The 21,024-nt window shown below is 40.2% G+C and carries 13 protein-coding genes; 5 read left to right on the top strand and 8 right to left on the bottom strand.

The genetic code is table 11. The features are described 5' to 3' along the window. Window positions 1-24 precede the first annotated feature (24 nt). Complete coding sequence (locus ACHFIY_RS02440; protein ID WP_410844461.1) at window positions 25-1,554, top strand: alpha-L-fucosidase; 1,530 nt, start codon at window positions 25-27, stop codon at window positions 1,552-1,554. A gap of 326 nt (window positions 1,555-1,880) precedes the next feature. Here ACHFIY_RS02440 and ACHFIY_RS02435 read toward each other — a convergent pair whose 3' ends face one another. Then, entirely contained in the window at window positions 1,881-4,397 is a 2,517-nt protein-coding gene (locus ACHFIY_RS02435; RefSeq protein ID WP_410844460.1) for a DNA gyrase/topoisomerase IV subunit A, read from the bottom strand. Between the two features lie 617 nt (window positions 4,398-5,014). Between ACHFIY_RS02435 and ACHFIY_RS02430 the strand changes: the two genes are divergently transcribed. The 3 genes from ACHFIY_RS02430 to ACHFIY_RS02420 all read left to right on the top strand — a co-directional run bounded on the left by ACHFIY_RS02430 (window position 5,015) and on the right by ACHFIY_RS02420 (window position 7,967). Continuing rightward, complete coding sequence (locus ACHFIY_RS02430) at window positions 5,015-5,458, top strand: hypothetical protein (protein ID WP_410844459.1); 444 nt, start codon at window positions 5,015-5,017, stop codon at window positions 5,456-5,458. A 487-nt stretch (window positions 5,459-5,945) separates the two neighbouring features. Further along, window positions 5,946-6,662, top strand: a complete 717-nt coding sequence (locus ACHFIY_RS02425) for a DUF4197 domain-containing protein (RefSeq protein ID WP_410844458.1) — start codon at window positions 5,946-5,948, stop codon at window positions 6,660-6,662. Between the two features lie 60 nt (window positions 6,663-6,722). Beyond that, a complete protein-coding gene (locus tag ACHFIY_RS02420; protein ID WP_410844457.1) occupies window positions 6,723-7,967 on the top strand; it encodes an ABC transporter permease in 1,245 nt (414 codons plus the stop codon). Window positions 7,968-8,088: 121 nt separating this feature from the next. Here the strand turns inward: ACHFIY_RS02420 and tamL are convergent, their stop codons facing one another. The 6 genes from tamL to ACHFIY_RS02390 form a co-directional block, all read right to left on the bottom strand. Then, window positions 8,089-10,536, bottom strand: coding sequence for a translocation and assembly module lipoprotein TamL (tamL, locus tag ACHFIY_RS02415; RefSeq protein ID WP_410844456.1), 2,448 nt, complete (start codon window positions 10,534-10,536; stop codon window positions 8,089-8,091). Next, complete coding sequence (locus tag ACHFIY_RS02410) at window positions 10,533-15,644, bottom strand: translocation/assembly module TamB domain-containing protein (protein ID WP_410844455.1); 5,112 nt, start codon at window positions 15,642-15,644, stop codon at window positions 10,533-10,535. The genes tamL and ACHFIY_RS02410 overlap by 4 nt, the downstream gene beginning before the upstream one ends. Before the next feature lie 68 nt (window positions 15,645-15,712). Beyond that, complete coding sequence (locus tag ACHFIY_RS02405) at window positions 15,713-16,111, bottom strand: hypothetical protein (RefSeq protein WP_410844454.1); 399 nt, start codon at window positions 16,109-16,111, stop codon at window positions 15,713-15,715. Between the two features lie 2 nt (window positions 16,112-16,113). After that, window positions 16,114-16,332, bottom strand: coding sequence for a hypothetical protein (locus ACHFIY_RS02400; RefSeq protein WP_410844453.1), 219 nt, complete (start codon window positions 16,330-16,332; stop codon window positions 16,114-16,116). 865 nt (window positions 16,333-17,197) lie between these two features. Further along, window positions 17,198-18,496 carry a prolipoprotein diacylglyceryl transferase gene (locus ACHFIY_RS02395; RefSeq protein WP_410844452.1) on the bottom strand — a complete coding sequence of 433 codons (1,299 nt, stop codon included), beginning with the start codon at window positions 18,494-18,496 and terminating at the stop codon, window positions 17,198-17,200. A gap of 168 nt (window positions 18,497-18,664) precedes the next feature. After that, window positions 18,665-19,081 (bottom strand): BrxA/BrxB family bacilliredoxin, encoded by a 417-nt coding sequence (locus ACHFIY_RS02390; RefSeq protein WP_410844451.1) that lies wholly within the window; start codon window positions 19,079-19,081, stop codon window positions 18,665-18,667. A 230-nt stretch (window positions 19,082-19,311) separates the two neighbouring features. Here ACHFIY_RS02390 and ACHFIY_RS02385 point away from each other — a divergent pair, with 230 nt between their 5' ends. Continuing rightward, the gene (locus tag ACHFIY_RS02385; protein ID WP_410844450.1) at window positions 19,312-19,740 is read left to right on the top strand and encodes an Hsp20/alpha crystallin family protein; all 429 of its coding nucleotides are present in this window, start codon (window positions 19,312-19,314) and stop codon (window positions 19,738-19,740) included. Window positions 19,741-19,873: 133 nt separating this feature from the next. Here the strand turns inward: ACHFIY_RS02385 and ACHFIY_RS02380 are convergent, their stop codons facing one another. After that, window positions 19,874-20,674, bottom strand: coding sequence for a hypothetical protein (locus ACHFIY_RS02380; protein ID WP_410844449.1), 801 nt, complete (start codon window positions 20,672-20,674; stop codon window positions 19,874-19,876). Between the last annotated feature and the right edge of the window lie 350 nt (window positions 20,675-21,024).

Raw genomic sequence — 21,024 nt, 5'->3', positions numbered from 1 at the left:
ATTTAAAAGAACACTATAGTTACAATGAAACAGCTAATTATTAGATTGCTTGGCTTTTTTGTATTTGCATTACAATTACAAGGAATTTCACAGCCAATTAAACCTAAAAAATTTGAGCCTAATTGGCCATCCATCGTTAGCCAATACCAAGTTCCCGAATGGTACAAGGATGCCAAGTTTGGCATTTTTATCCATTGGGGTGTATACAGTGTGCCAGCTTATCACGATGAATGGTATCCACGATGGATGTATAAAAACGATGAAAAAAGCCGTTCGCATGTGTATGATTACCATGTAGCCACTTATGGCACGCCAGATAAGTTTGGCTACAAGGATTTTATCCCGATGTTCAAGGCAGAGAAATTTAACCCCGCAGAATGGGCAGAATTGTTCAAGGCTTCTGGTGCAAGATATGTTGTTCCCGTTGCAGAACACCACGATGGTTTTTCAATGTATGACAGCAAAATCAATTCTTGGAACGCAGTAAAAATGGGACCACACCGTGATATTATTGGCGAACTCTCCAAGACTATCAGGGCTAATGGTTTGCACTTTGGCTTATCGTCGCACAGGGCAGAACATTGGTGGTTTTTCGAAGGTGGCCGCAACTTGCCCAGCGATGTGCAGGACACTGCCTACTATTCTTTGTATGGGCCGGCACGGCCTTACCGAAAAGATTTAAGTAGTGCAGAAGGAAAGTCATTTTTGAAAGATTGGTTGGCACGTTGCAACGAGTTAGTAGATACCTATCACCCAGAATTGGTCTATTTCGATGTGGTGGGTAGTTGGTCTAAGGAGTTTCAGCCCTACATGCAACAATTTGCAGCACACTACTATAACAAGGCAGAAGAATGGAAAACGGGTGTGGCTATTAACTACAAAACAGATATCGTAGCAAAAGGTGCTGGAGTGTTTGATATAGAAAGGGATGTATCAGATACGGCAAGGGCAGATTTTTGGCAAACCGACAATTCGGTTGGTGCAAAATCGTGGAGCTATATCAGCAACGAGGAATTTAAATCGCCCAAGCAACTCATCAACGAATTGGTGGATATTGTAAGCAAGAACGGTACCTATTTGCTAAATATTGGCCCCAAGGCCGATGGCACTATACCCGAAGAACCAAAGCATATATTGCTAGAATTTGGCAAATGGTTGAAAGTAAATGGAGAAGCCATATATGGTACTCGTCCTGCTGCCCTTGCCGTTGAAGGCACGCACAAGCCTGGGCCGAAAGGGCCAGGAAAGGATAGGGTAGAAGCGGTGTATGATGCAACCGATATACGGTTTACCAAGAAAGGCAATACACTTTACGCAATTGCACTGGGCTGGCCAACAAACGGGAAATGGAATATCCAATCGTTGGCAGAAGGCAATACCGCTCTTTTACAAGGAAAAATCAAGAACGTAACATTACTGGGCAGCAGCGGGCATTTGTCGTGGAAGCGTACTAGTGATGGCTTAGAAATCATTGCCCCAAAAACCCAGCCCTGCGATTATGCCTTTGCCTTTAAAGTGGAAGGTGATGGGGTAAAGTCTTTTATCGGAAAATAAAGGATAGTGATTAAGAATATACGATGCTTTTTCCCATACCTTCAAGGGGAGTGCAAGCCAAAACATTATGGGATTTCTATCCTTAATACCCCTATACCTTTAGGCATGGGGTACAAGTGGGTATTTATCAGGCTTTAGCCATAAAAAAGATATTAATCACATTGGAGAAAGTTATTTTGAAATCAATATCTGTATAAAATTTGGTAAATTTGTAAGCACTGGGCAAAAAATTGATCCGCTTCGACTGGGCAATAAAAAAGGCTTTTACAAAACATAGACAACTTAGTAGTTGGGGCTTGCAATAGATTTCAACTGCAAAATCCGGGTTAAAACAATTCCGGCTGGGGGTTTTCATCCTTTGGTGCTTGTTCCCATTCCATCTCTACTGTCTTGGAATAGTTCATCAGCTTGGCACCAATAGCTCGCCAGCCCATCATTTCCACCATGTCGGCTATTTTAAACTTCGACTTTGTAGCATGTATGCCCGTTCCTGCTTTTACCACCAATACTGGCTCGTCTATCGAGGTTACCGTTTCCAGCATATTACCTTCCCCTTCTTTAATAAACAAGTATTTGGTTTTTAGTGTAGTGGTTTCTATTTTAAACCGTTTTACATTGTATTGCTGCTTGGCATTGTCCAAGTAAACGGCCGTGAATATCCTCCGTGCTTCAAAGCGTTCTATCAATATAATCTTGTCCGAGTCAAAGCGTTGCGTAAGCTCGGTGTCTGTTATTTCATATTGCCCATCGGTGTACATCACCACTAGTTTGTCGTCACCCTCAAAACTGCCCAAATACATGCCTTTTTCATCAATGTTCAACCGGCCAAACTGGTCGTCAAACCATAGCTTCCTGCCCGCAAGGGTGCTTCTGCCTGCTTCTTTAAACTTAACAGCCCTTACAGGGTATTTGGTTACAGTGTTGCCTTGGCTGCTACGACCCTTTATTTCCAACTCTTCAAAATGGTAGTCAAATTCTTTCGTCCTTGCAGTGGCATTGGGGCTTAGCGATATTTTCACCACTTCTGCCTCGCCATTGGGGTTCGTAGTAAAGTAATGCACTTTACTTTTGTCGCTGCCCTTGGTCAGGTCATATTCCTTGTCGCGGGTAATGCCCGATACGTTGAACCTTTTGGCATAAGACGTGCCACTTTGCCCATCTAGGTAAATCATGTTGTAAGTTGTGCGTTCGTCGTTCTTTTTAAAGATGGCTATGTGTATAATGTCTTTGCCTACAAACACTTTGTCGCCCACTTTCACAACCTTCATCGTGCCACGCTTGGTAAAAATGATGATGTCGTCTATATCGCTGCAATCAAACAGGTATTCTTCTTTTTTCAGGGAAGTACCTATAAAGCCCTCTGCCCGGTTTACATACAGCTTTGTATTGGCAATGGCCACTTGCTGCACGCTGATGGTATCAAATAGTTTTATCTCTGTTTTGCGTTCCCTGCCTTTGCCGTATTTTTTCAACAGGTTTTCAAAATAAGCTATCGCAAAGTCAGTCAAGTGGGCAAGGTCGTGTTTCACTTGGGCTATTTCGGCCTCTATCCCCCTTATTTGGTTGTTCAGGTCTTCTATGTCCAGTTTATAAATCCGGCGTACTGGCTTCTCGGTCAGTTTCAGTACGTCTTCCCTTGTTACCAGCCGCCTTAGCATGGGCTGAAAAGGCACAAAAGCAAGTTCTATGGCTTCTATTACCTTTTCCCATGTCTCGTGCCTTTGCTCTAGCTCTTTGTATATCTTTTCTTCAAAGAATATTTTTTCAAGCGAAGTATAGTGCCATTTGTCGTTTAGCTCGCCTAGTTTTATCTCCAGCTCCCGGTTCAGGAGGGCTTTTGTTTTATCTACCGATACTCGCAGCAGCTCCTGCACTTCTACAAAACGGGGCTTTTGCCCTTCAATAATGCAAGCATTGGGCGATATGCTTACTTCGCAATCGGTAAAAGCATAGAGGGCATCAATGGTTATGTCAGACGAAATACCCGGGGCCAAATCCACCTGCACTTCCACGTTTTTGCCCGTGAACTCTGTAAGTTTCTTGATTTTTATTTTGCCTTGCTCGTTTGCCTTGGTGATGCTGTCGCAAAGTTGCGAAACAGTAACGCCAAAAGGCACATCCCTGATAATAAGGCTTTTCTTGTCCAGCTCTTCTATTATGCAGCGCACTTTTACCTTTCCGCCACGCTTGCCGCCTTGGTAGTTAGAAACATCTACCATGCCCCCTGTTTGAAAATCTGGATATAGTTCAAAAGGCTTGTCTTTCAGGTACTTAATGGCTGCATCTATAATTTCACAGAAGTTATGCGGCATTATCTTGGTAGACAAGCCCACGGCAATACCCTCTACCCCCTGCGCCAATAGCAAAGGAAATTTCATTGGCAAGGTAACGGGTTCTTGCTTGCGCCCATCGTAACTCAATTGCCAATTGGTGGTCTTTGCATTAAAGGCTACTTCCAATGCAAACTTGCTTAGCCTTGCTTCTATGTATCGAGGGGCGGCAGCTGAGTCTCCAGTGCGCACATCGCCCCAGTTGCCCTGCGTGTCTATCAATAAATCTTTTTGCCCAAGGTTTACCAAGGCATCGCCAATGCTTGCATCCCCATGCGGATGGTACTGCATGGCCTGCCCAATAATATTGGCCACTTTGTTAAACCTACCATCATCCATTTCCTTCATGGCGTGCAGAATGCGCCGCTGCACGGGTTTCAGCCCGTCTTCCACGGCAGGAACAGCCCGCTCTAGGATTACATAGGAAGCATAATCTAAAAACCAGTTTTTATACTGCCCCTGTACCCCCGTTTCATTCTCAAAAACCCTATTTTCTATTTTCTCCTTAGCCATATTTGTTTTAAACGCACATAAAACACGAATTAAAACTAAATAAAGCAATTCATTACTAAAATGTTAATCACAATAGGGTTATTTATGTGGATGAAGGGTGATTACCCGAAATTTATGTCCCCACGTCCCTATTGTCCTATCCCTTATGCCTCACCGCTTACCACTAAAATCCTATATGGGGGAAATATGCCCCCATGAGCATCCCAAAATGCCCCCATATAGGATTCTTCTTTTGTTTTAACCACACATAAAAACCAACTTTATATCCAATGGGCTCATTATAAATCAAATAAACCCGGATTTTGCAGTTGACTTCGTTATGAAAGGCTCAAATGCAATAAAGAAAAGTATTTGAGCCGGATTTTTGGTCGAAAACATTGTGTACTGGGATGAGGTTAGAATGTGTAGGGGCAAGCACTTTTCATACACAACAAATCACTTTTGATAAACATTAAATCAATATTAGTCAACAATGAATCAACATTCCATCCACAATAAATCACCATGAAATCAATATAAAATTTCACAGAAAAACCGTCTAAAAAGATGAAATAAGACTGTATTTCAATGATTTACAATAATGAATAATTACTAAAATTTCTAACCAAAAATTAAAAATGAAAAAAACACTCGAACGTGGGCGCGCAGCATCTCTTTTTGTCAACTCCTCTCTTACCCAAGAACAGGTAGCAGAAATTTTTAAAATAGCTCCGAACACTATCTCCCGTTGGTCTAAACAAGACAACTGGCCCTTGCTTCGCTCTGCAAAACAAACATCCGTCAACCAAATAGTTGGCAATTTCTACAACATGATTACCGAGATACAGAATCTCGCATTAGCAGAAAACAGGCAGCTTACTACGGCCGAGATGGGCAACATCCACAAAATGGCAAGCAGCATCGAAAAAATGAACAAAAAAATTCACATCGGCTACTATTACATGGTGGTCGATGAACTTACAAATTACATCATGGAAGTCGATATGCCTTTAGCAAAACCCGTTAGTAACCGTATCATGGAATTCCTTAGCAAAAAAGCCAAAGAAATACAATTATCATAGAAAAGAACTTTCGGTTGTACTGTCTCAAACTCCCCCGCTACATTCACCATGCTGAAACGAAAGGCCAAAAAATTAGGTGGGTACGCTCTTTGTACCCCCTTTTTTCTCCTTTTCTTGAACCCGTATTTTGCAGTTGACTTCGTTATGAAAGGCTCAAATGCAATAAACACAAGCACTTGAGCCGATTTTTTGGCTGAAAACATAGTACACTACGTTGAGGCCAAAAAATCAAGCAAGTGTTTGTGTTTGAAGTAGTTGGGGCTTGCAATAGATTTTAACTGCAAAATCCGGGTTGAATTATAACCAAGCTACATTCAACGTAGGAGTTTTTCGCATTGCCCTCGTCGTTGTTCTTCCTCCTTTCCTTTTGGAAAGGTCTGGATGAGGTCGGGGTTGGGTAAAGTTTAACTACTAAATACGAAAAACTGTTGCGAATCACATTTAAGGCACGTTCATTGTATAATGCTTCATGCAATAAATTTGTACAATGAAGAAATTACTTTACACATGCCTTTTAGCCACTACCTGCTTATTCAGTAGTTGCGATTCGTTAAAAAACATAGCTAGCAATTTCCTTTCGGAAGCCGATGCAGCCAATGCCATCCGGGAAGCACTATTAAATGGCGTGCAAAATGGGTCAGCTAGTTTAAGCCAAAAAGGCTCATTTAGCCGAGATGTGTTACTTGCAGCCATACTCCCAAAAAATCTCCAGAATGTCGTGAAAACATTGGAGCAATTGGGGTTAACCTCCCAGCTAGACCATTTTGCCAACTCGCTTGACAATGCAGCCACGGCCACGGTTACAAAATCTGCCCCCATTTTTGCCTATGGCATCAAAAACATTACCATTACAGATGCCATTGGCATTGTGAAAAATGGTGGCACTTCAGCCACCGATTATTTAAGAAACAAAGTAGGGGATTCTTTAAGAACTGCTGTAAGGCCGGTCATGCGCAATGCCTTGGAAGAATATAAAATAGCATCTGAATGGGACAAAATGGTTGCACCTGTAAAACTCGTTTTAGGCAATAAGGCTAATTTAAATCTTGGGCTAGACAATATCCTGGCCATAGTAGTAACCAACCAAATGTTCAAGAAAATAGAAGATCAAGAAATAAATATACGCACCAATGCTTCCGCTAGGACATCAACCACTTTGCAACGGGTTTTTGGGAAAGATTGGAATGCAAATACTGCTAAATAGATTGAAGCAACCACTTATCTTTGTTTCATAAACAACCTAATTTTTAATTTCTAATTAATAATGAAGTTACTCACCATATTATGGAATAGTTTCAAGATGGCTTTTGGCGAGTTAAAAGCCAATAAGCTAAGGACGTTTCTTTCCCTTTTGGGGGTTACATTTGGTATATTTTGCATTATAGGTGTTTTGGCAACCGTGGATAGCCTGAAAAGAAAAGTACAAGGCGATATTAAACAAGTAGGCTCCAATAGCATTTACCTAGACAAATGGGAATATGGCGGAGGAAACAACTATCCATGGTGGAAATATATCAACCGCCCTGTACCTAAGTATGAAGAAGTGCAGCTAATAAAACAACGTTCATTCCTAACAGGCAATATTGCTTTCTTGTGCAGGCAATCTAGCAAAGCAAGCTACAAAGACAATATCCTCTCTAACGTGGGCCTCTTTGGCACTTCGGAAGATTTTAGCAAAATACAGCTGCTAGAAACACAGGCTGGTCGTTATTTAGCCGATGGCGAGTTTAGCCGTGGCACCCCTTCCGTAGTAATTGGCAACGAAATAGCCATCCAGCTTTTTAGCGAACCATGGTATGCAGTGGGTAAAGAAATTACTTTTAATGGCCGTAAAATGGAAATTACGGGTGTCCTTAAAAAACAAGGTCAGTCCCTTGTAAATGTGTTCGATTTTGACAATGCCATGATTACGTCTTACAAATATTTTGCTGGTATGTACAACCCAGACAAGGCAGACCCCTCCATACTTATACAAGGAAAAGAAGGCGTTGCTACCAAAGCCCTGCAAGATGAATTGAAAGGCGTGGTGCGGCAACTTAGGAAACTAAGCCCCCAGAAAGACGATAATTTTAGTTTGAACGATATTAGTTCTTTTGCCGAGAAAACAGATTCCCTTTTTGCTTCCATTAACCTAGGCGGATGGTTTATAGCCGGGCTAAGCCTTATTGTGGGTGCCTTTGGCGTTGCCAATATAATGTTTGTTACAGTAAGGGAGCGGACTAGCCAAATAGGGCTAAAAAAAGCCATTGGTGCTAGGAGGAGTACCATATTGATTGAGTTTTTAATTGAAAGTGCTTTTCTATGTATTATTGGTGGGCTGATTGGGCTATTTTTTGTATGGATACTCGCATCTGTACTTAGTACTATTTTGCCTTTTCCCATTTTTATTGCCCCAAATATTGTTATCTTAGCACTTAGCCTTTGTATTATCCTTGGTATCCTGTCTGGTATCATCCCTGCAAGTATTGCAGCCAAGATGGATCCAGTGGTGGCTATTAGGACAAAATAATTTGTTACTACTCACCACATCCACTATGCTTTTTTTAAGCCATAAGGGTACAAAATACTAAGCAACACGGGGGTAGGTTAGTCTATTTTAGGCAAGAAGATTAGCGAAGGTTTATATATCATTAAAAAGGATACCCAATGCCAAAATTAAACACCAAATTGCTTGACCTCCATGCACTGTTCCCCAAATCTACCTTCGACAATACCCAGCGTTGCCCCTCGGGTAGCCATGGCTTGGCAAGTGGGAAGGCAATATCGAAGCGGATGATTAAAATACTGATGTCAAAGCGAAGGCCAACACCTGCATCAACGGCCAATTGCTTTAAGAAACTTTTGGTTAATTGCCCAGTAGGGGAGTAAAGTATGCTGTCCCTTGTCCAGATATTGCCAGCATCTAAAAACACGGCCGATTTTAAGCGTGGGGCAATTACGGGGAAGCGGAACTCCGTGTTCATTTCCAACTTGTAGTCGCCGCCAACTTGTGGGTAATACAGTTGCTGGAAAGCGGTAGTAAGCGTAGAACCAGGCCCAATGTTTCGTGGACTGAAACCACGTAGGCTGCTGGAACCACCAATAATAAACTGGCGGGAAAATGGCAAGAACCTCGAATTGCCATAGGGCATACTAGCACCAATTAAAATACGGTTTGCCCAATAATAGTTGGGGGCTAATTTTCTACTGTACCTAAAATCGAGGTCAATTTTGCCATATTCGGCAAAATAGCCGCCCGCTACTGTTTTGGAATAAGGGTTTTTTGCCCCGGTAACACCCCCTGCTATATTGCCAGCAGCTTCTACATTAGCATTGAAATAAAAAATATTAGTGGCATCGGGGTAAGTAGTAGATGTCCTGAAACTATAAAAAGATCCGCTAACAATCTCGGGAAGGGTACTTAATTTTAAAACCCTATCGTTGCCTATTTGTGCCAAGTACTGTGGGGCAAGTGCCGAGGTGCCAGTATAAGTGATGCTGATAGGCGCAATGGTATGCTCAACATTTATTTTTGTTTTCCAATCTATTTCGTATTGCAACCGTACAAAATTCTTTGTATATAATTGTTGCCTCCTAAACCATTCATAGCCAAGCGTAACTTTGGTATGGGGCGGGAACAAGTAATCGTCTTTCCATTTCACGGGTACATAAAACCGTGGGAAGGTTAAGCTAATCTCTGTGCCAATATGGTAATTGTTGTTGTTTTTTAAAGAATCAATTGAAGCTGATTCGTAAGAGACATAGGTTTTTACATTTAATGCTTCTGCGCCACTAAAAACATTCCTGTTCAGCCAGTTTACATTAAACTGCCCGCCTGTATAAGAATTTGATTTGCTAAAACCACCTATTTCTGCCTGTATGGTCTTTTTCTTTTGTGGGGTAAGATAATAGTAAACATTTAAACTATTGGGCGTATCGCTACGCACTGCAGGCTCATACCTATTTTTTACAAACTTAAAAACACCTAGGTTTATAAAGCGGTTAAGCGTTTTGTTTTGCTCAGTCAATGAATATAAACTGCCTGGGCGGTAAGTGATTGCTTTTGTAAATACAAATGGCTTAAATTTATATAATGTATCCCTAATATAAATATGGTCTGTTTCTTTCAAATCCGCACGGGAAGTATCTGGCGGCGGTTTCAGCAATGTATAGTTGGGGAATACAACAATGCTGTTAATGGTATAAGTACGCTTTACTTTTTCAGGCGTGCCTGCTTTTAGGCTCATGTAAATAGTAGCTTTGTAGTTGCCTGGCGTTGATTTTGTAGCATCAGGTATGCGGGCTAAACGCACACTGTCTGCCTGAGAAGTTGCTTTTACACTGTGTAAGGTGGTGGTGTCCACATAAGCCACTAGGTAATCTGCATTAAAATAGTAATAGCCTTTGTTTTTTAATAATAAGTCTATCCTGCTGCGTTCTGATTTTATTTTATCCAATGTTATCCTTTCCCCCGGTATTAATACTGTTTTATCTTTCAGCGTAGCCAAAATGCTGTTCAGCAATTTGCTGCTGTCTATTTTCCAATCAATTGTATTAATTGTATAGGGGTGTGCTACTATTACTTTGTAAAGTGCAGTTAGTTTATAGCCCTTTACCGACGTGGAGCCGCTGGCATTACTGCGGTAATAGCCCTCATTTTCGAGGTAGCCTTTCATGTTTTCTACGTTCAATTTGGTTTGCACTGTGCTTCCAAAAACAGGGGCTTCCCCAAATTTTTCACTCAACCAATGTTTCAGCCCTTTTTGTCTTTTTGGCTCGCCAATTTTGTACCATGCCCATACTTTGTAAGGCCAGCCCAATAGCATTTTGTTTTTTTGCGGCACTGCAATTTTCTTCATTTGGCTTTTCATGCTTTTCGTATTTAGCTTAAAGCCAGTGCTGTCTTTTGTTACGGTTATTTTAGTGCCATTGTACAATGTTTCCCCTGCCGGCAGCCTTTTACGCACACTACAGGAAGATGCAAGCATTGCAAGCACTAAAGGTATAACCATTACCTGCAAAGCATATTTGCTCCTTGCATTTTTGCAAAATGGCATAGTCCATTTTATATTCGCTATATATGTAGTTGGTTTGCTCATTTATTTGCCTTTTTTCTTCCTTTTTGCAATATCTCCTTAAATTTTTCATAATTCATGGTCAATGAAAACGCTACACCTGTCTCCGTAAAATAGCCATCCAGTATGGCTTCGTACTGGTTTTTCCTGTATGCCTTTAGGGCATATTTGCCATCTTTGGATAATTTATAAGTGGTTGAAATATCTGGCAAAAATTGCAAGTTGCTATTGCTTTGTGTTTTTGCCACGGGGTCTTCGCCATCTATGGTAAAGGTTTTGCCCACGGTTACAATTAACCTGTCGTTCATTAATTGTTTAGAAAGTGCCACGTTCAAATCGGTACGGGCAGCCGTATTGGTGGTAGCATCACCCTCGTAGTTTTTGAGGTCTAGGTTTACATCCACGCCTTTAATTAAATCGGCTGCAATCTGGTTCACGGCCTCTGCCAAAAACTTGCTTACGCTTTGTACCACAGCATCGTTGGTAGTAGTGCCGCCGCTGCTGTTGGTGGCAAAAAAATCGCTGCTCCTGTCGCCAATAAACCTGCCCAATATCAGCAAGGCAAAAACTTGCTTGTTCATTTCAGAAACATCGCCACGGTACTGGACTAGTTTGTTTTCGATAGTAGTGGCCAATGCGGTGTTTACATTTTCTGCATTGTCTTTTACCTTAATGTCAAAACTTAATTCGGGTTTGGTAAGCGGGCCTTTTATTTTTAATATTACTTCAAATGGCACTTTGGTGTTGTAACCGGAGCCAAGGGTGGAACTGTTTTCTGCAACTTCATTCCCTAATAACTCTTTTGGTGAGGTTTCTACCTCATACTGTGCAGTTATGTCTGCCACTGCATCCAACGGGTCGCCACTAAAAGTAATAGTGCTGCCATCCATCAGATCAAACCGCCTTTTTATGAATTGGTACGATAGGTTGTAAGAGCCTTCTTTTAGTTGGTAAACGCCTGAAAGGCCAAGTATGCCATTTTCATCAACGCCTGCATTCAGCTGTGCCTTGCCTTTAATTTTCAACTCATCACCCGATGCCGGATCCATGATTACACTAATACTTGCTTTTTCTTTTACTTCTAGGTTTAGGTTGTATTGTATGCCTGCATATTTTAGCTTTAAAGATGTGTCGGCCGCACTGGTGAAAATTGTATTTCGATGGCTGAAAGACTTAATAGTATCAATGTTTATAAACCTTACTACTTCTTTCAAATCGTCCTTGTAGTTATTCTTGCCTGCCTGCACATAATGAACATCGCTCTTGTCGTCTAAGGTTACATTGCCAGAAACGTCCGGGGCAGAAGTGGTGCCGCCCACTATCATGGCTGCATCTACGATGGCTACCCCATATACCAATGAATTGGGGCTGCTAGGTGTGTTTACGGCAACAAAGTTTTTGGTGTTTACATTCAGGTTCAGGGCAAAGTCTTTGTCTGCTGTGCTTTCTACCGAGCCATCAAGTACCAGTTTATTGCCAATGCTATCAGTAATAGTGAAGTCGTACAAGCCAATTTTTGGGTAATCGAAATCTATTTTTTGATTGTCTATATTGTACAAAGAGCCGAACATAGCACTAGATAGCTGGGTGGTATCAAAAACCAGTTCGCCTTGCCAGCGTGGGTCGCTAACAGTGCCATGGGCAAATATGCTGCCATGCACATTGCCTTTAGCCCTTTTTATTTGCCCTTGCGAAAAAGCCTCTACGGCTTTCAGGTTCAGTTGTGTTATTTCTGTGCTGATGCTAAACGCATCATCGTTGGTATTATAACCGCCATCAATTGTCAGGTTGTTTGGCCCGCTGATGCCGCCCTTTACAGAAATAATACCGTCTGCACCGATGGCTGTTTTCACGGCTACATTGCCGATAGCCACTTTTTGGTAAGTTAATTGGTCTATCCCTACCGTGCCAAGAATAGATGGCAAACTTGTAATGGGTTGTTGAAGGCTAGCATCTACGTTTAAAATGCCCCCTGCCATAGTACTATCTTGATTGGCAATGGCTAGCAAATCACCCAGGTTAAATTTTTCTATTTTAATAAGGATAGGTGAGGTGGCAACGGCCTCTTTATTATGTATCAGTATAGACTCATCATTTTTGTTGATGGCTACATTATTAACTATATAGCCATCGTTTTTTATTTCAATTGAATTGTCTTTGCTTACATTCCATTTTTCATGGTTTAGTAGTAGGCTATCGCTTAAATGTATCTTTGTTTCATCTTTTAGTAATTCTATCACTGTGCTTATGGCATAAAACTCTTTTTTCTTGCCATCTTCTGTTTTTACAGTCAACTTTGCTGTATTGTCAGTGAAATTTCCTTTTGCAGTAGCGTTGTAAAATTTGTTGCCACCCGCAACAACATAATTTGTACCTAAATTAAATTCTAAAGCACTATTTATACCATCAGCATTCAGGATAATATTATTTGCCTCTATGGCATTGTAAAAAACAGAAGGGATATTGGCTGCTAATACAACTGAAGTATCTTTTTGGCTATTGTCAAATGAAGCATGTATAATGGCTGGCTTGTCCATGACCAATGCAGGTGCCATTGCTTTTATAATAGCATCTTCCCTAAATACCGCATTAAATACCATTTGCTGGGGAACAACCTTACCAGTATCGGTAGGTAGTTTTTGTATATGCAGTTTAGTCGCAATTTTCTGCGAGCTGTCAGGTATGTTTTTTAAATAATTGTTTTGTATAAATGCTTTGATGGCGGTAGGCAAATGTTCATAATCGTATTTCCCAACCATGTTTGCTTGCACAAAAGGGGCAGATACAAATAATTTAGTGGTATCATTTGCTGCATTGGCTTTGATAAACATGCTGTCTGCAAATAACCGTTTGCCATTGTACATAATAATATTGCTATCTAAAGACACTACGGCATTGATAGATTTTGGGTTAAGGTCTGCCACATCAATAAAAATGGTAGATAGTATTTGTATGCTGTCTTTTGTAAAATGAAGTCTCCGCAAGTCTGCATTGTCTAAAGCTATATGCCCTTTCACAGTAGGGTATTGACCGCCAACTGTGCCTTTCAGGTCTATTGCAGTGGCTAAGTTTTCATCTTTTATTGTTCCTTTGGCTGTAAAACTTCCTTTTTGCAAGGCAGCATTTAAGTTTACATTGGTGTATTTATACCCTTTCACCACAAAGCTTTTGATGGCTGCTGTTGTTTGTATGGTGGCTTTTTTGTAGTCTGTGCCACTGCCTTTTATTTTTACATTTCCTGTGAACAAGCCCAGCAAACTATCTTGATATATCCATTTGCCCGTTTGCAATTGATTGCCAGTTACATCTAGGTTGTATTGCATGGCTTTTACATTAGAAAAATTATTTACAGTGGCATTGATATTCGCTAGGCCAAACGGGGAAGTTAATTTCAAGACGGTTTTTACATCATCAATACCGCCAGCTATTGTGCCATTTACCTGCATGTTTACAGGCAAATTCACCTGCTGTTTTTTTAACTGTTGCAACATACTGGCAGATAGGATGGTTTTGTTTACATATAGTTTATTTACTACTACATTGTACCTTAACTTCTTTGTCTCCATTACATTTTCTGCCTTTCCTTTGGCATTCAGTTGCAGCCTGCCATCATCGGTTGCCACATCCAATAGTGCTATATCCAGTTCTTTCAACGTGCCATCAGCCTTGCCATTGAACAATATTTTTTGGGTAGGCTTTAAGTCAATCGGTGATTTTCTTTTGTACGAAGGGATAAAAAACAATACATCGCTATACCCAATATATGATTTTTGTATGCTGCTGGTTGCCTTGCTTGCCGCATCCAAAAACTCGTAATCATTGCTGTTCCCTTGTTTAGTCGAAAGGGCTTTTGTTGCTGGCGCAACAAGGGCTGCATCTGCAGCTATCAACGAGTTTTGCGTGTTTAACAAAAAACCCTTTGCCAATGCCTTCTTATTATCCAAAGCAATATTGCCTTTTATATTTTTTACCAAAAAATCATTAGCCAGCACCGTGCCGCTTAAGATATTGGCAGCAGCAGTATCTAAATGATAATGTGCTCCGTTTGTTTGCAGGGCTATATTGTTTAGTTTTAAATGGTTATAGTCTAGCCCTTCCTTTGCAGCAGGGTAGGCATTGTTATCCATCAAAACATTGTTTTTAGCCAAGCTAATGTTGTCTATCCTTACATCCCATCCTTTTTGTGCAGCCACTTTTAGCACATTGCCCACCGTGTCTTTTATTGATACGCCCGCATCGTTTGTTACCAATGTAAATGCAGAATTGTTTAGTGTAAAGGCTTTTGCGGCAAATGCCTGTGCCAATAAATCCAGCTTGGCATTGCGTACTTGAAGGGTATCAATCCTGTTATAATAATCTAACCCACTTTTCAGACTTGCATAGCTTACCGTTAATTTTTGGACATCAATATTGTTTGCCGACAAATTGAAAGGGGAGGAGGTGGTAGAAGATGTATCTACCCCAACTGGCTTATCTATCTTAGGGCTTTTGTCTATTACGGTTACGGCGGTGTTGTTAAGGATAAAATCTGTTACAGCAAAGTTCATCTTGCCTAGGTCTATGGCCTCTAGTTTACCATACAAATGCCCTACTACTGCGTTGCAAGTTAGCTTGCTTACCCCATCGTTATATTTAAAAGCAATGCTGTCCAGATATACTTTCCCTATTGAAAGCTGGGTAGCCTTTTTGCTGGTTGTGTCGGGGTTTTTGCTTGCGAAAGCATCTACAATATATTGGAAATTAAAACTGCTGTCTTTAGCAGAACGGTTGATGTTTATGTTGATTTGGTTTAGTTTTATTTCGTTTAATACAATATTACCCCTAATCAGGGCTAACATATCTAGCTTCACGTATAGAGACTGCCCGCCCAATAAAGTGTCTTTATGCTTGTCTATAAATACAACATCTGTTAGTTTTATCCAGTTAGGTATACTATAATCTAGCCCGCCAACTTTTACCCCTGTGCCAATCTTTTTTTGCAAGTAGCCTACAGCCTTAGTAAGCACAAAGTTTTTGCCTGATGCTGTTTGAAGCCAAGTAATTGCAAATATGACCAACAGCAAAAAACAGCCTATCATTAAGCCTGTAATTTTTAGCCATTTATGCTTTGTTGGTGCTTTTTGTTCTGTCATATTTTACTCACTTTTCTCAGTTTTTGAGGGGTTTGGACTAATCGCTAACTTATTATGGAAATTAAAAATCAAAAAGTAATACCACCCTTCCTTGAAAAATGCTGCTTTACAAATGCGTGCAATTGGTTCTCGCTCATCTTTTCAGTTTGCCTTATTTCAATTTTCGTTTTTATTAGACGGGTATCTGCTCTCAAGGCATTGTACAGATCAACCTTTGCATAGGTTGGGCCAAAGAGAATTACTTCTTTGTAATTTTTAATAATTTCTACCAATTGCATATAATAAGCAGAACGTTTTTTTTGCTCCTGCAAGTAAACCAATGTTTCGCATTTTGCTAAACTGTATGCGTGTTCCTGCCTAGTAAACCTCGATTCTATTGTTTTTGTTTGGATGGGGTCTGTTGTAAACTCCATCAAATGGGCTATTGAATGATCCATCCATACGCCAAGCTTTTTTGCAATTGTCATGATTATTGTTTTTCAGATAGATGAGTAGGAATATAATTTTTTACTAGTACTTGCAAGGAATTATAATAATCCTGCAAGTTTTTTGTGTTTATTTCCGGGTTGGATTCACTTTGGTTTTTAAGGGGCATTTCCGTTATAAACTTTGAGAGTTCCGGGTATTGCTCGTTTATAGTCATTGTTATGGCCAAAATATCTTCTTCAAGCTGGTGTGCTGTTTTCATTAATCCTTTTTTTAGTTAAAACATAATAAATAAACGTGCCACACTTGTGTTGTTTTGAATTGTGCAAAATGAAATAGCTACTAAGGCACAAAACGCAAAGCAGCACGAAGGATTTTATGTAGCGGAAAGGATTAGATATTTTATATTGAGTGAAGCATAGCTAAACCTTTTATGACCCATTTTCACGGGCATTGCTACCTTGGTTTGGCTGGCTTTTGGCACCCTAAATTTATTTTTTAGGTATTCATGCATCATAACTCATTGAAATACAGTGTTTTTATGTTTTTTAAGATGCGTATTTTGTGCTTATTTTATGCTTATTTTATGCGTGATTTGTGCGTATTTTGTGCATGATTTCCGCAGAAAAGTGAGTACTTTTTCGTGTTTTTTGGAGTACTGATGTAGTTCATAATAATGTTTTTTTGTGTGATTAAAATGAGCCCCAGTGGGGTAACGAACCAAGGCTATGGCCTCTGTAGGGATTGAACCAACTAAAACAAGGGATTATATACTACAAAGTTGGGATTGATTTGAGACCCGAGCAAAAGAACAATCCTATATGGGGGAAATATGCCACCATGAGTGCCCCAAAATGCCCCCATGGTGGGAAAAAGTCTGAATTACTGATGTTTTGCATCTTTATAAAAAATTGTATGTTTATCAAGGGTTTTAGGTGATTATGAAAACTACATTAATGCTTCTGCAACCATTGTATACATTGACTTTGTGTATAAGTCTGCGCAAGGTCAGTTAAATACCTAAAATGTGGGGAAATAATTACACAGCACCCAAGAAATACTTTGATAAGTTTATAGAGTGGTTAAGCATAGTAAGTTTAGATGTAGGGGCAGGAGATTTTCTGCCCCTACGAGGCCGTACTTGGGACTGTTTTCACAGTTTTCTTGTTAGATACTTTTACTAACAAAAATATCCCTGCTATAATCAATAAAAAAGAAATAAGCTCTGCTTGTGTTGGCTGGAAGGGGAGACTCTCGTATTTGGTGTTCACCCTTATTTTTTCAATAAAAAAACGTTCTGTGCCGTTCAGTATCAGGTAAATACCAGTGATTACGCCAGGCGTTTTTATTTTCTTACGCAATGACCATAAGATAAAAAACAGGGTAGTACACATAATAATCTCGTACAAAGCAGTAGGAAAAACTGCAATGGGCAGTTGGCTGCAATATTGCTGGGCATCGCAGCCTGCAACCCTTACGCCCTCACTGATCACATTGTGCGGGTAGTTGTAGGCAAACAACCAGTTGGGTAAATGCCAGAACGGCTGTACTGATATGTGGTGTACTGCATCTAGTGTTTTAAATTGGCTTGTATAAAAGTCTGAATTGTGTGCCAAAGCTTTCTGGAAATCATAAGGGTTAGCTTCTATTAATTGCCCAGTGGGTGCAGAAATGTAGCTGCTGTTCAAAATGCCCCAATCGCCATCGCCGCTCACTTGGCAGCCTATGCGGCCTATGGCATAGCCAAGCATCAAAGCTGGGCAAAATGCGTCTGCCAAATGGATGATAATAATCTTGTGTTTTTTTGCAAAGAAAATAATAGCTGCACCTGCACATATTAACCCTCCATAAAAGGTAAGCCCACTAAAAGAAATCAATGCATCAATGGGGTTTTTGATAAAATCGCCCCAGTTTTCTAGGTTGTGGAATATTTTTGCGCCAGCAAAGCCAAAAACGGCTGCGTAAATAACCATATCGCCCACACGGTCGTTTGGCCATATCCTTATAACCCTTTGCTCGGGGTTGGCTAGTTTTTCTTTGTTTTTTTCCCACCATTTTAGGCTTGCAAATAGGCCACCAACAAGCAACCCAATAGGCCAATTTCCTTGTGAAGAAAGGATGAACGATTGAGGGTCGTTCAAAACAGTGGGCATTACAAATGCCGCAATAATTTTATATCCAAATACAAACCCTAACAAAAAATTTACCAGCAAATCTGCAATAGAAGCAGGTGCACCCACCATTATTTTTTCTTCGGTATAGGTTAAGAAGCCTTGTTGTTGTTTTCGTTTTAGTTCCAGATTCACCAACCATGCAGCCGTAAGGAAGCATATAGCCACGAAAAAGCCAAACGAGTTGACTAATTTCAAGAATGGCCATTGCAAACCAAACAAGTCCTTGAACGCATAGTATAAATTAGGGTACATATCAATAAATTATAAATAAACCTTTGGCGTGGTAGAAAAGTTTGCAATGATAAATAATAAACGGCAGTTGCCATCAACCATGAAAGGAATAAATGTGCAAAAGCCCCACTTTAGGGTGGGGCTTTACAGATAAATTAACTTCTTTGTGCCTAAGTGGCTAATCACAGGCTAATTGCAATATTTTTCAAACTCGCTAATCAGGTGATGGGCAATTACTTGTGCTGGGCGGCCTTCAATTTGGTGGCGCTCTACCATGCTTACCAAGTTGCCGTCTTTAAACAAGGCAATAGCTGGTGAAGATGGTGGGTAAGGCAATAGCAATTCACGCACTTTGTTTACTGCTTCCACGTCAAAACCTGCAAAGCTGGTTCCTAAATGATCGGGTTTCTTAGTTGCGTTGTTTACAGCCATTAGCACGCCTGGCCTGCAAGCACCTGCTGCGCAGCCACATACAGAATTGATGACTACTAGTGTTGTGCCTTCTTGTTTAATGGTATCACTAACCAAGGTGGCTGTATTCATATCTTCAAAACCATTCTCTGTCAATTCTGCCTTCATGGGCAATACTATTTCTGCTGGGTACATTTTCTATTGTTTTATTTAAAGTGCAAAAATACGGTAAAGCAGCACATTAGTTTTCTTCTATAAAGAGCCAATTTGCCTTTTTTCGAGTATCGAAAGTGTCTTAATGTCATCAATTGTTTAGTAAAAGCGACATAAAGTCTGTTTTTTGGTTTAAAAATTGTCTTGGAACAGCAATTGTAATGTATGTTATCAGAAAACAATTTTTAAAAAACAAATAAAAAACATCAGTTATGACACTAGTAAAGCACAGCCCAAGAAGCATCAACTACTTGTTTGATGAAATTTTCAACACTTTCCCAGCAGGCTGGGGGAAAGACTTGCACACAAACACTTCTATCCCTGCGGTTAACATCCATGAAAGCACTGATGGGTACCATTTAGAATTGAATGCACCTGGCAGGAATAAGGAAGACTTTAAAGTAAACGTAGAAAATGGCTTGTTGACAATCAGTTTTGAAAAGAAAGAAGAAACTGAAGAAAAGGATTACAAAACCATTAGGCGCGAGTTTAGCCATGAAAGCTTTAAACGCAGCTTTAGCTTGGACGACAAGATTGATGGCGAAAATATTCAAGCAAAATATGAAAACGGGATTTTAAAACTATTGCTTCCTAAAAAAGAAGAAGTAAAGGTTTTGCCTAAAGAAATTACAATTTTATAGTTTTGTGTTTGTGTGTTTTTAATGGCCCCGTGCTTTATTGCATGGGGTTTTTTTATGTCCACCCTATTTATTTTTCCAAGAAGCCACAAAGACACGAAGAAGCACTAAGAATAGGGCAGGAGTAAAAATAGTGTCACTGCCTGCAATCCCCACGGAACGATTCGTACCATTCTTCGGGTTCATTGTTCCATTCAATGCGCCAGGCCGTTACTTTATCTACTTCCAAGCTATTAAGGTTATTAGAAACTTTTAGCATTACCGAGTTAGGGAACAACTCTCTGGCTTTCTTTTCATTTTCTGCTGTTTGGCAAAATGTTTTATACAAGTCCCATGCACCATATAAATGCAATATCTCATGTGCAATTGCGGATGTGGACGACTCCTTACCTGAAGTAGATGTTTCGTACAAAACAGTACCTTCAACAAAATATTTTTCCTTGTTCATGGCGCTGCTCGAAGCCATCGAATACCCCCTTCCCTGACCTTTTGCAAAAATAATCACTTGCAGGTTTTCCGCTTTTGTATGGTGCTTCACCCAGTCAAACAAATCTAAAGTGCTTTTATACCCAGCCTTATAGAGTACTTGGGATACTAAATTTACGGGTTCTTTACCCGAGCCTGTGCCGCTTTCAATAGAAGGCAGCTTTATGTCTTCTTTTAAACCCAAATGCCCGCTCTCGCTAAAATCCACACTAAACCCATATTTCAACGCTTGCGTTTTAATCCATTCCTGGTTTTCTTTCAACACATTCAACTTCTTTATTTTAGCATCATAAGCCCATTCTTCATCAGGCCTCGATACAAAGCAAGTTAAAGTATATACGCCCCCGGTTAATTTAAAAGGACTACCTGCCCTCCATTTACCCACGTCTTGCCCTTGGGAAGAGAAGGTTATTGAAATAAATAAAATGGCGAAAATTGTTATCTTTTTCATGTTATACCGAAAATTAAATGATTAAACCCGGATTTTGCAGTTGACTTCGTTAAGAAAGGCTCAAATGCAATAAAGACAAGTATTTGAGCCGAATTTTTGGTCGAAAACATAGTGTACTATGGCAAGGCCAAAAAATCAAGCAAATGCTTGTGTTTGAAGTATTTGTGGCTTGCAATAGATTTCAACTGCAAAATCCGGGTTAAAGCAATTGACCTGAAAGCACATCAGTATGCAATATCTAAGAAGAATGGAATTTATAAAAATGCCCCACTCCCAAATAGGGGGCAGGGCATTTTGTATTATTGAACAATAATTATTGCTTGATAAACTGTTGTTGCACTGATGTCTCG

The sequence above is a fragment of the Parasediminibacterium schistidii genome (assembly GCF_046546515.1).
Classification (GTDB): domain Bacteria; phylum Bacteroidota; class Bacteroidia; order Chitinophagales; family Chitinophagaceae; genus Parasediminibacterium.
Note: the sequence above shows the minus strand (reverse complement) of the source record. Positions and strands in the feature narration are given on the sequence as shown.